The 11,828-nt window shown below is 43.9% G+C and carries 10 protein-coding genes; 4 read left to right on the forward strand and 6 right to left on the reverse strand.

The window, feature by feature from the left end; translation table 11 throughout:
* Positions 1-8 precede the first annotated feature (8 nt).
* The gene (gene gcvP, locus J0L83_00910; GenBank protein MBN8663105.1) at positions 9-2,891 is read right to left on the reverse strand and encodes an aminomethyl-transferring glycine dehydrogenase; all 2,883 of its coding nucleotides are present in this window, start codon (positions 2,889-2,891) and stop codon (positions 9-11) included.
* Between the two features lie 101 nt (positions 2,892-2,992).
* Positions 2,993-3,838: a sterol desaturase family protein gene (locus J0L83_00915; GenBank protein ID MBN8663106.1), complete on the reverse strand. Its 846-nt coding sequence runs from the start codon at positions 3,836-3,838 to the stop codon at positions 2,993-2,995.
* Between the two features lie 9 nt (positions 3,839-3,847).
* Here J0L83_00915 and J0L83_00920 point away from each other — a divergent pair, with 9 nt between their 5' ends.
* Complete coding sequence (locus tag J0L83_00920; protein MBN8663107.1) at positions 3,848-4,534, forward strand: LysE family transporter; 687 nt, start codon at positions 3,848-3,850, stop codon at positions 4,532-4,534.
* Here the strand turns inward: J0L83_00920 and J0L83_00925 are convergent.
* Complete coding sequence (locus J0L83_00925) at positions 4,527-5,900, reverse strand: CapA family protein (GenBank protein MBN8663108.1); 1,374 nt, start codon at positions 5,898-5,900, stop codon at positions 4,527-4,529. The genes J0L83_00920 and J0L83_00925 overlap by 8 nt on opposite strands.
* Before the next feature lie 59 nt (positions 5,901-5,959).
* Between J0L83_00925 and J0L83_00930 the strand changes: the two genes are divergently transcribed.
* Positions 5,960-6,451 (forward strand): YkgJ family cysteine cluster protein, encoded by a 492-nt coding sequence (locus tag J0L83_00930; protein ID MBN8663109.1) that lies wholly within the window; start codon positions 5,960-5,962, stop codon positions 6,449-6,451.
* Here J0L83_00930 and J0L83_00935 read toward each other — a convergent pair whose 3' ends face one another.
* The 3 genes from J0L83_00935 to folK are packed head-to-tail and all read right to left on the reverse strand — an operon-like array spanning position 6,452 to position 8,857.
* Entirely contained in the window at positions 6,452-7,699 is a 1,248-nt protein-coding gene (locus J0L83_00935; GenBank protein MBN8663110.1) for an MFS transporter, read from the reverse strand.
* Positions 7,699-8,331, reverse strand: a complete 633-nt coding sequence (locus J0L83_00940) for a deoxynucleoside kinase (GenBank protein MBN8663111.1) — start codon at positions 8,329-8,331, stop codon at positions 7,699-7,701. The genes J0L83_00935 and J0L83_00940 overlap by 1 nt, the downstream gene beginning before the upstream one ends.
* A gap of 28 nt (positions 8,332-8,359) precedes the next feature.
* Positions 8,360-8,857 (reverse strand): 2-amino-4-hydroxy-6-hydroxymethyldihydropteridine diphosphokinase, encoded by a 498-nt coding sequence (gene folK, locus J0L83_00945; protein ID MBN8663112.1) that lies wholly within the window; start codon positions 8,855-8,857, stop codon positions 8,360-8,362.
* 57 nt (positions 8,858-8,914) lie between these two features.
* Here folK and sppA point away from each other — a divergent pair, with 57 nt between their 5' ends.
* Together sppA and J0L83_00955 are read left to right on the forward strand one after the other, a co-directional pair.
* Positions 8,915-10,681: a signal peptide peptidase SppA gene (gene sppA, locus J0L83_00950; GenBank protein ID MBN8663113.1), complete on the forward strand. Its 1,767-nt coding sequence runs from the start codon at positions 8,915-8,917 to the stop codon at positions 10,679-10,681.
* A gap of 39 nt (positions 10,682-10,720) precedes the next feature.
* On the forward strand, positions 10,721-11,827 hold the full coding sequence (locus J0L83_00955) for an ABC transporter permease (protein MBN8663114.1): 1,107 nt from the start codon (positions 10,721-10,723) through the stop codon (positions 11,825-11,827).
* The last annotated feature ends 1 nt before the right edge of the window (position 11,828 follow it).

Consider the following 11,828-nt stretch of genomic DNA (forward strand, 5'->3'; position numbering starts at 1 on the left):
TTTTATGCTTAGTTCATATAGCTCTCTACCGGCTCGCAGGTACAAACCAGGTTTCTATCGCCATGAGTATTGTTTACCCTTGCCACGCTTGGCCAGAATTTGTTCTGGGTAACATAATACAATGGGAAAGCTGCTGTTTGTCTGCTGTAAGGGCGATCCCAGCTATCAGCGCATACCACTGCTTGTGTGTGTGGCGCATGCTTCAGCGGGTTGTTGGCCTTATCGGCTTTGCCTGATTCGATATCCTGGATTTCTTCATAAATGCTGATCAGGGCATCGCAGAAGCGATCCAACTCAGGTTTGTCCTCACTTTCTGTAGGTTCAATCATGATGGTGCCCGCAACAGGGAAACTCATGGTTGGTGCGTGGAAGCCATAATCAATCAAACGCTTGGCAATATCTTCTGCTTCAACACCTGAAGTTTGTTTCAGCGGACGCAAGTCAACGATGAATTCGTGCGCAGCTGTTCCGTTGCTACCAGTGTATAGAATCTTGTAATATTTCTCCAAACGTACTTTCATGTAGTTCGCGTTCAGAATCGCATATTCAGTAGCCATTCTAATACCATCAGCACCCAGCATGCGGATATAACCATAGCTGATAAGCAAGATGCTGGCACTACCAAATGGTGCAGCACTTACTGCAGCATTGGCACGCTTAGCGGTGCCGTCTGCCAATACATAGTGACCGGGCAGGTGTGGAGCCAAATGCGCGGCTACGCAGATAGGGCCCATGCCAGGACCACCACCACCATGTGGAATAGCAAATGTTTTGTGCAGGTTGAGGTGACAAACATCGGCACCAATCATACCCGGGCTGGTTAAACCAACCTGTGCATTCATGTTGGCACCATCCATATATACTTGTCCGCCATATTCATGTATTGTTGCGCAGATATCGCGGATGCTCTCTTCAAATACACCGTGTGTAGATGGATAAGTCACCATTAAGCCAGCCAATACATCTTTATTCGCTGCAGCTTTTTCTTTCAGATCAGCTATGTCAATGTTACCGTGGTCATCACATTTCACTACCACCACTTTCATGCCCGCCATAACAGCTGAGGCTGGGTTGGTACCATGTGCAGAGATTGGAATCAATACCACGTTTCTATGTGTATCGCCATTGGCTTTGTGATAAGCCATGATGGTTAACAAACCAGCGTATTCACCTTGCGCACCACTATTGGGTTGCAGGCTGCAGGCTGCGAAACCTGTTACTTCACAAAGGTATTGACCGAGTTCTTCGATGATTTGCTGATAACCCTTGGTTTGATCAGCAGGCGTGAAGGGATGCAGTTTGCTGAAAGCAGGCCAGCTCACGGGAATCATTTCTGTAGCTGCATTTAACTTCATGGTACAGCTACCTAAGGTGATCATGCTGGTATTCAGCGAAAGGTCTTTGTTCTCCAGTTGCTTGATATAACGCATCATCTGACTCTCACTATGGTGTGTGTTGAACACAGGGTGCGTGAGGTAAGTAGATGTTCTTGTAGCATAAGCAGGAATACCACTCAGGTTCACAGCCTCTTGATCTAAGCTAAATGCTGCATCGCTGAAGCCTTTTGCTGAAGCAAATACAAAGAGAATATCCAACAGGTCTGCTGCAGTTGTTGTTTCATCCAATGAGATGCTAACATGGTTGGCATCAGCATAATGGAAATTGATGCCTGTTGCCAATGCTTGATTACGAATTGTTGCAGCATCTGTAGCAATGGTCAAAGTATCGAAGAAATGATTGTTGACGATGGTGTAACCAAGCGTCTTCAATTCAGCAGCCAATGTTGCTGTTAAAGTAGCTACACGTGAAGCGATTTTCTTTAATCCATCCGGACCGTGGAACACTGCATACATCGCAGCCATATTTGCCAGCAATGCTTGTGCAGTACAAATATTCGAAGTAGCTTTTTCGCGCTTGATGTGTTGTTCGCGTGTTTGCAAAGCCATACGCAAAGCGCGATTGCCTTGTGCATCGATGCTTACGCCAATCAAACGGCCTGGCATACCTCTTTTGAAATCATCTTTTGTTGCAAAGAATGCTGCGTGCGGACCGCCAAAGCCCATTGGTACACCAAAGCGTTGAGCAGAGCCAATTGCTACATCTGCACCCAGTTCACCTGGGGTAGTTAATAAAGTCAATGCCAGCAGGTCGGTTGCCATCACGACAAAACCACTTACGCCATGTACTTTTTCAATAAAGCTGCGGTAGTCTTCTACAGAGCCCTTGCTGTTAGGGTATTGAATCAAGGCACCGAAATAGGTGTTGTCGATAGTAGCTGTTGCATAATCTCCGTAAACCAACTCAATACCAATTGGCAAGGCACGTGTTTCCAATACATCAATCGTCTGAGGGAAAGTGCTATTGTCAACAAAAAACTTCGGCTGAGTAGGGTTGTCTGTTTTGTTCACGTGGTGGAAGAGCATGGCCATTGCTTCAGCCGCAGCAGTAGCTTCATCCAACAGTGAAGCGTTTGACATAGGCAGGCCAGTGAGGTCTGCGATCATGGTCTGATAATTCAACAGGCTCTCTAAACGACCCTGAGAAATTTCCGCCTGATAGGGCGTGTATTGGGTATACCAACCTGGGTTTTCAAAAATATTACGCAGAATCACACTGGGTGTGATGGTATCGTAATAACCCTGTCCGATATAATTTTTAAACAATTGATTTTTAGCAGCAATACCCTGCAAGTGTTGCAAGTATTCAAACTCGCCCATGGCAGCAGGCACATTCAAAGGCTTTTTGATGCGGATGCTGTCGGGTACTGTTTTGCTGATCAGTTCTTCCATGGAGCCCATACCAATGGTCTCCAGCATTTGCTGTGTATCGGCTGCGTTAGGGCCAATATGTCTACGTTGAAACTCGGTACGCTGGTGTTCGAAAAGATTCATAGAATGGCGGCCTTTTTTGGTGGTGCAAAGGTAAGCCACTACAACGGGATAAACAGCCTTTTGTTGAATCTGTGAACAGCCTGTGGATGTAAAAATTTGGCTTATTGATCTCTTTTGTTGGAAGGCTGCCAGCCGGGCGGGCCAAAGATGTACATCAACTTGGTCCTCAGGTCGGGAGCTTGGCGCACATCGTTGAACATATTCCTGAATTCGTGCAGAATTACTTCATCAGGACGGCTGTTTTTGGGCGGTTTGGTCACGCCATACTCCACAGGTTCCGTTTCCTCTGTAAAAGTGCCAAATAGTCTGTCCCAAATAATCAGGAACATGCCCATATTTCGGTCGATGTACTGGGGGTTCTTGCCATGGTGCACACGGTGGTGCGATGGGGTTGCCATAAACCACTCCAGAAAGCCCAGTTTTTTTACATACTGCGTATGAATGAATATGCCGTACAGCTGAGTAAGGGAGAAGACGAAGAAGATGTCCAAGGGTTGTAACCCTAAAAATGCTAAGGGAATGAAATATATAAAACGGTATATAGGTTCAAACACTGATGATCTGAAGCCCACAGCCAGATTGAACTCTTCTGAAGAATGATGGGTGATATGCACAGCCCAGAATAAGCGCACTTTATGATCCACATAATGCATGGTATAAAATGCGAGATCCTGCAGAATGAATAAAACAACCCAATAAGCAATAGGATTATTTATTTCCAGTACGCGATGGTTGAAGCACCATAATAAAGCTATCAGCGCTACACCGCGCATGGCTAGATCAATCACGATATTAATGAGCATGATGTAGAAATGCTCAATGGTGCCTTTCTTACTATAATGGCCGTTATTGTGAATATTAGACGCAATGACTTCTGCTGCTATGAAAAATACATAGAGCGGTGTGGAGATCAGAAAGAGTAGGGTTTCTCTGTACGACTGAATCATCTCGGTTACTTGCGGTTGCAAAAATATCTGAATGGAGGAAATAATCCCTATCGAAAGGTTAGTTTTGTTCAGATTATGGTCTATGCATTGTTGTATGGCTTAGGTATTGGCGTGATACTCAGCAGTATGCTGGGAACGGTCTTCTTTTTTCTGGTGCAGAATAGTATCGCCAATGGCTTTAAAAGCAGCATTTTCATTGCTGCAGGGGTAATCAGTTCAGATATATTGCTGATAGTACTGAGCTATTTCAATGCCAATTTGTTTCCTTCTGGCGGTTATGCAGAAAACCTGGTTCGACTCGGCGGGGCTTTGCTCCTGGTAATCATGGGTATTGGCAATATTCGTAAGCATAGTAAGCCGCAATTTGCAGTTCCTGTCTATAATTCCCCTTGGCTTTTGGCGTCCAAAGGGTTTATGTTGAATGCGCTGAACCCGGGTAATTATATTAGTTGGTTGTCTATTTCGGCTTTGCTGATTAATGTGAATCATTATACGCTTGGTGAGCGCTGGTGGTTTTATGTGGGAGCATTGCTGAGCATTTTCGGCATGGAAATGTTGATTGCGCTGGGTGCAGCAAAAATCAAAACCTATATCAGTGAAAAGTTCATGCGCAGATTAGATCTGGTGCTGGGTATTGTCTTTCTTGTTTTTGCGGTGGTACTCTTATGGCCCTTGTTGCGCAACCTGCTTACATAAGCAGATGTTGTTGATGCGGCGGCAATACAAAACGCTCAAAAAAATCACTCAGTTCAGCAAATTCTTTTTGCGACTGTGCGTCCTTTAAAAAAGTTTTGGGTGATTGCTTCACTTGCTGATAATCTAGCAATTCAAGCGATTGCACTGATTCATTGCTGATTTGTGCATGCATATATGCCGGCTTAATGCCGATACGAGTGACCCTTGTTTCTGTCTGTCCATTTCGGATACCCTTGCTGATTTCCAGATGTAGTAATAAAGTCAAATGTCCCCATTTGAAAATATCATAGGCGATAAAATCACCAAGAGAGTAAATGATCACATGTTGCTTTCCTGTAACAGTTGAAGTGTACAATTCGACAGGTTGGGGGTGATGCGGGTGCCCGGCGATAATGATGTCAGCATTGCTTGTGTCGCAGATGCGATGAATATTATTGCGAACAATGGAACCCGGGAATGCTTGATAAGCACAGCCCATATGCAACATGGCTATTACACAATCTGCACCGTTGGCTCTTGCTGTATTTGCCTGATCTATCAGTCTGCTGATGTCCGGATTTTCTTCATTCAATAAAATATGGTTACAAAGCCAGGGCTGATGTGGTGGCACTTGCATTTTATTCAAAGAAAAAGTTGCTGCAATAAAACCCGTTTTGATGCCTTTTTTTTCAAGAACAGGCACTGTATTGATGCCAATAGCTGATTCCGCGGCGCCGGTCCAAGCAACACTTTCTTTATTCAAAAAAGCAATGGTGTTTTGTAAGCCTTCTTCACCTTGATCTAAGCTGTGGTTATTAGCAATAGAAACAAGATCATAGCCTTTATACTGTCCATTACCTTTGAAGATATTCCAAGTAGGCGCATCTATGTTGAAATACATATCATTCAACATTACTTCTGGTGCTGCCGAATAAGGTTTGGAGAAATCGGCCGGACTCTCCAGATTGGCTACTACCAGATCAGCCCCAAAAAAGAAATCGCCTACATGGTCCCATAAATGCTTACAGGTGTCTGGTGTAATAGCCGTGTAAGGAATCAAATCGCCACCGGCATGAAAAGTATAAGTACTGCTAATACGGAAATCTGCTGGTATATCCAGTTTCAGCTCGCTATTCAGTAAAGCAGCTTTGATACCACTTCCTGCTTCATCCTCCACCATGGCTTTGAAATAATACTTGTAGCCAAGGTATAGCTGCATACGCCTGTTCATGTTGGCAGGATCTTCATGGTGCTCCCGCCATGGTTTTGGAAAGCGAAGGATGCGCAGCAGGTATAAAAGGTGGTAGAGGAAACGAATGGTCTTCACCAATAACCAGCCCTTCCGACTGATGGTGATAACGGGTTGATATGTGCGATAATTGACCAAGCGGCGGCAAAATACAGGATAATGCGGATAGTTGTAGTTTCGCAATCACACAAAGCAGTATGGCAGATAAAATTCTAGAAGGCAATTGGCAGAAGCGTTCAGCAGAGAGGCAGAAGCAGTATAAGCAGATGTTGCAACGTGCTGACAAGAACAAATTTCTACGTGCATTGCCTGAACTGAATGATGCCGCTTATGAGCAAGTGGATTGTCTGGGCTGTGCTGCTTGTTGTAAAAATTATTCGCCTCGTTTTAAAACACCGGATATCAAACGCATTAGTAAGTATTTGAAAATGCGTGAGGGAGATTTTATTGAGACATATCTGAAGTTGGATAACGAAGGAGATTATGTGTTGCAATCAACGCCATGTCATTTCTTGAATGCCGATAATACCTGCAGCATCTATGATATTCGTCCTTCTGATTGCAGTCGCTTTCCTTATACTGATGAGGATGTGTTATTGAAGCGTCCGCAGATTACCTTGAAGAATAGCAGCTTTTGTGCGATAACTTATTATGTGTTGGAAAAGATGATGGAGAAAATGGAGCGTTGATTAATATTCCATTTTGCGCAGCTTAGGTGCTTTAAACCAAGTGATAATAACTACCAGTAAAGTCATGCTGCCGCCAAAGATCACGGATGGCACTACACCTAATAATTTCGCAGCAACCCCACTTTCAAATTGGCCCAATTCATTGCTGGAGTTGATGAACATGGAGTTCACACTCATTACACGTCCGCGTACCTGATCGGGTGTACGCAATTGCAGAATGGTGCCGCGCACTACTACACTGATACCATCGAGAATGCCACTTAATACCAATACGGCAAATGATAACCAGAACTCACGCGATAGTGCAAAGACAATAATGCAGGCGCCGAATCCGGCTACGGCAAAGAATAATTTCTTGCCTTGTTGTTTACGCAGCGGGAAGAATGTGAGATAGATAATGATCATGATGGCACCGAGGTCAGATGCGGCGTTCAGCCAACCAAAACCAACGGGGCCAACTTTGAGTATGTCTTTGGCAAACACCGGGATCATGGCCACAGCACCACCAAATAGCACGGCAAATAAGTCCAGCGACAAAGCACCCAAAACTTCTTTGGTGTTGAATACGAAACGCAAACCTTCTTTCACACTTTCCCAGGTCTTTTGTTCACCTGGTTCATTCAAAGCTGGTTTGGGTTTTAGTCTGGTCATAAAGACAAAGCCAATTGCCACAAGTACAGCAATCACAGTTAAAGTGCCAGTATTGCCAAGGCCAGCAATCAGAAAACCAGCTGCTGCATGCCCGGTTACAGATGCGGTGAGCCAAGTGCCTTGGTTCCAGGTTGTCGCGTTTTGTAGTAAGTCGCGCGGAACAATATAGGCCACCATGGTGCCAAATGTTGGTCCGGTGAAAGAGCGGAAAACACCTGTAAAGAATATCACACAGTAGATGACTATGGCGGCTGTTTTTGCATATACCCATTCCTCACTAACAGAAAAAGAGAGTGCTAATAAAACCAAAGTACAAGCTAGGTAAGCAGCTACACCGCGTAGCAAGAGTTTTCTCTTTTCACTGATATCGATTACGTGTCCTGCATAAAGCGATAATGACACAGCAGGAATCACTTCGGCCAAGCCGATCAATCCGATAGCAAAGGGTTCGTTTGTGAGTTCATAAATCCACCAGCCAACCAAAGTACCCATCATGCGCAAACCCATGATGAAGAGAAAGCGGCCAATCATCAGGTTGCGGTATTCCGCAATCCGCATGGCAGCAAAAGCTTCATACTTGTTTGGGTTTTGACTCATCAGGGTAGGGTAAAATAGTGCTGGCCTTCATCGTAGTCCTTATCCAAAGCATCCAACACTACTTGCAGGTGCTTTTCATTGCCCAAAAAATCAGCATTGCTGGCATCAATGAAAATGGTTTTGATATTGTGCTGCTTGATGTAGCTGGTATAGGTTTCCTGAATATTGTAGAGGTATTCGTCTGGAATAGATTGCTCATACTCTCTGTTGCGTTTTCTGATATTCTGCTGCAGCTTGTGTACAGGTGCATGCAAGTAGATCAGGATATCCGGAAAAACCAACTGTTGGTGTATGATATCAAATAGTTTCTGATAGAGTCTGAACTCTTCTTCCGGCAGGTTCACTTTTGCAAAAAGCAAACATTTGGTAAACAGATAATCAGAAATGGTAATGCTTTGAAACATGTCCTTGGTATGGATCATGTCTTTCAACTGTTTATAACGCTCTGCCATGAAAAACAACTCTAATGGAAAAGCGTATTGTTGCGGGTTCTCGTAAAATTTGGGCAGAAAAGGATTGTCTGCAAATTCTTCCAGAATGATTCTGGCATTAAAATGTTTGGCCAGCAGATGTGTGAGTGTTGTCTTACCGGCGCCAATATTCCCTTCTACAGTAATAAAGTGATGTTTCATCTTGCTGCTTCGGGCTCAAAAATAGCCGTCAATCCTGCGCAGGCGGTGAAAACTTTTTCACATCTAAAGGGTCAGGACATACAGCCAATAATTCAGTTACAGAGCGCTGATAGACAGGATGAATAAAATCAGGTGCTAGTTCCTGTAAGGGTACCAGCACAAAACGTCTTTGGGCAATGGCCGGGTGTGGCAATTGCAGCAGGGGGGTATTCAGGACATCATCGTTGAAAAAAAGAATATCTATATCTATGATACGTGGTCCATATTTCTCTTCCCGGATACGGCCCATTTCCTGTTCTATCTCGAGCAGGGTTTGCATTAGTTCCTCCGGGCTAAGTTCGGTTGCTACTAGTAATGCCTGATTCAGAAAAGCCTGTTGGTCTTCTTTTCCCCAGGCTGCCGTTTCATAAATAGCCGATTGGGCGATAATTTGTCCGCACCTATCGCTGATATGTTTAAACGCGGTGTGCAGGTTATCCCATCTCTTACCTAAATTGCCGCCTGTCAGTAGATATGCCCTGTTCATACGTTTGTGTGCGCTAAAGGGCCAAATATCTTTACTTTCATCCTGTATAAAGCAACTATGAAGAGTTTTTTCAAATCTTTTTTTGCCGCCCTGCTGGCGATGATCGTTTTCACGACTTTGGTTTTCGGTTTCTTTTTCTTCCTGTTTGGAAGTTTGGCGTCCTCATCAGAAACCACCACCAGTATCGGGAATAAAGCTGTATTGGTATTAGATCTCTCTAAAGAGTTCCGTGAGCAGGATATGGAAGACCCTTTTGAGGAGTTTGCAGATGCTGATGTTGAGCATACGCCAGCATTGCTGGATATGGTGCAGATGATCAACCATGCAGCAAAAGATGATCAAGTGAGCGGTATTTATATCAAGTGTGGCGCTAATGGTAATTCCATGGCTGCTTCCGAAGAATTGCGTCAGGCACTGCTGAATTTTAAAAAGAGTAAAAAGTTTATCTACGCTTATTCGGAAACCATCTCTCAAAGTGCTTACTATGTTGCTGCTCTGGCCGATAAAATTTATTGTCACCCACAAGGCGGAATTGATTGGTCAGGCTTCTCGGCCAATCTATTGTTCTTCAAAGGAACATTAGAAAAGCTGGAGATTGAGCCACAGATTTTCTATGCCGGAAAGTTTAAGAGTGCAACAGAACCTTTCCGTGAGTACAAAATGACTGATGCCAATAAGGTGCAGACACTGGCATTCCTGAATGATATGTATGGCCGTTTTCTGCAAGCAGCAGCCGATGGCAGAAAGATGGATACAGCAATTCTGCGTAAACTGGCAGTTACTGGTGTGGTTCAGACTGCACATGATGCAGTAAAATACCAGTTGATTGATGGGGTGAAATACGATGATGAAGTAAAAACAGCTTTAAGTAATAAGTTGAAGCAGGATAATGAACGCATCAATTTTGTATCATTCGCAGATTATGCCAAAGCTGTAAGCTATAATCCTTATAGCGGTACCGATAAAATTGCCTTGGTATATGCGGATGGCGATATTGTGGATGGTAAGTCAGAAGATGATCGAGTAATTGCTAGTGATCGTTTTCGCACATTGTTAAGAAAGATTCGCTTGGACGATGGTATCAAAGCGGTTGTCTTTCGTGTCAACTCTCCTGGTGGAAGTGCTTTGGCTAGTGATGTAATCTGGCGAGAAATTTCGCTGATCAAAAAGAAAAAGCCGGTAGTTGTGAGCATGGGAGATTATGCGGCATCTGGCGGATATTTCATTTCCTGTGCGGCAGATTCTGTATTTGCCAATCCAAGTACATTGACTGGCTCTATTGGTGTTTTTGGAATCATTCCCAATATGCAGGCCTTTCTGAAAAACAAGCTTGGCATTTCGGGTGATGGTGTAAAAACAGCGCCTTATGCGGATATGGGAAGTATTGATCGCCCATTAACCGAAATGGAAAAGCGTTTTGTACAGAACAGTATTGATTCTATCTACCATACATTTAAAACAAGGGTTTCTGATGGCAGAAAGCTGTCGATGGAATTTGTTGACAGCATTGCGCAGGGTAGGGTTTGGACAGGTGCTGCGGCCACCAAAATTGGTTTGGTAGATCGAAACGGCACTTTGCAGGATGCTATCGCGAGTGCAGCCAAGCTGGCCAAAACCAGTTCTTATCAGCTCCGCACTTATCCGGATAAGATCAATGTCTTTGATCAGATATTTAAATCATTCCAGCGCAATACCAAGGTGAAAGCCATCAAGGAAGAAATTGGGGAAGACCAATACAAGCTGCTGATGGAATGGAAAAAAGTGCAGGGAATGGTGGGTGTAACGCAGGCCCGACTTCCTTACAATATCCAGCTGGGCTTCTGATCCTTTTGCGGGGCATTTCATAAACAGTAGATTTGCCCCATGCAAGCACCTTACAGTCAGTTTAAAGCCATGCTGGCGATATCCAAAGCCAGTTTACGTGCTGTGTTTCGCAGCCCTTCTTCTGTGATCTTTAGTATCGGCTTTCCACTCATCTTTATCCTTGTCTTTGGATTTATTGGTGGTGGTGGTAAGGTATCACTAAGTGTGGCGTTTGATGCGCAGTCTGATACCATCAATCCAGTGTATGCCGCAATGAAGCAAGTGCCTGGGTTGAATATTCGGAACAAAGCACCGCAGGCTTTGCAAGAAGATCTGGAAAAAGGCAGAATTACTGCTGTGATCAATATTCGCCGCACAGGTAAAAGCAATCCTGCGTATATCGTAGACCTGAAAAGTTCCGAAGCAGTGAATCCGCAGAACTTGCAGGTATTGCAATCCATCATTGGTGCGATCATTTCCGGTGTAGATAAATCCATGTTTGATGCTGCACCAACTATTGCAGCGATCAATAAGGATATTGTTAAGATACCCGGACGAGTATATCGTACCATTGATTTTATATTGCCGGGACAGTTAGGTTTCTCTTTGTTGAGTGCAGGGGTGTTTGGGGTTGCTTTTCTATTCTTTAACCTGCGTCAGCAATTGGTGCTAAAGCGATTTTATGCAACACCGATCAGACGTGCATACATTGTCTTAGGTGAGGCATTGAGTCGTGTTACTTTCCAGATGATTACTTCTGTTATCATTATTGGTGTTGGGCATTTTGCATTTAAGTTTACGCTCGTGCATGGCTGGATTACTTTTCTTGAGATCATGTTATTGAGTTTTTATGCACTGATCTTGTTCATGGGTTTTGGTTTTATTGTAAGCGGTTTGGCTAAGAATGAAAGCACGATTCCGCCTTTTGCCAACTTGATTACTTTACCGCAGTTTTTATTAGCAGGCACTTTCTTTTCTATTGAAAGTTTTCCATCTTGGTTACAACCCATTTGTAAAGTATTGCCATTGACGCATTTCAATAATGCCATGCGCAATATTGCTTTTGAAGGTGCGAGTTTATTCAGTTGTTGGCAGGAGTTGGGTATACTGGGTATCTGGATTGTAGTGGTATATGCTATTGCTGTGAAAACATTTAAATGGGAGTAAG

Source organism: Chitinophagales bacterium, from assembly GCA_017303835.1.
Taxonomy (GTDB): domain Bacteria; phylum Bacteroidota; class Bacteroidia; order Chitinophagales; family Chitinophagaceae; genus JAFLBI01.

What these genes read in the sequence shown, in the direction of transcription:
- gcvP (MBN8663105.1), bottom strand. Translation starts at nt 2,891, where the DNA reads ATGAATCTTTTCGAACACCAGCGTACCGAGTTTCAACGTAGACATATT.
- J0L83_00915 (MBN8663106.1), bottom strand. Translation starts at nt 3,838, where the DNA reads ATGATTCAGTCGTACAGAGAAACCCTACTCTTTCTGATCTCCACACCG.
- J0L83_00930 (MBN8663109.1), top strand. Translation starts at nt 5,960, where the DNA reads ATGGCAGATAAAATTCTAGAAGGCAATTGGCAGAAGCGTTCAGCAGAG.
- J0L83_00935 (MBN8663110.1), bottom strand. Translation starts at nt 7,699, where the DNA reads ATGAGTCAAAACCCAAACAAGTATGAAGCTTTTGCTGCCATGCGGATT.
- J0L83_00940 (MBN8663111.1), bottom strand. Translation starts at nt 8,331, where the DNA reads ATGAAACATCACTTTATTACTGTAGAAGGGAATATTGGCGCCGGTAAG.
- folK (MBN8663112.1), bottom strand. Translation starts at nt 8,857, where the DNA reads ATGAACAGGGCATATCTACTGACAGGCGGCAATTTAGGTAAGAGATGG.
- sppA (MBN8663113.1), top strand. Translation starts at nt 8,915, where the DNA reads ATGAAGAGTTTTTTCAAATCTTTTTTTGCCGCCCTGCTGGCGATGATC.
- J0L83_00955 (MBN8663114.1), top strand. Translation starts at nt 10,721, where the DNA reads ATGCAAGCACCTTACAGTCAGTTTAAAGCCATGCTGGCGATATCCAAA.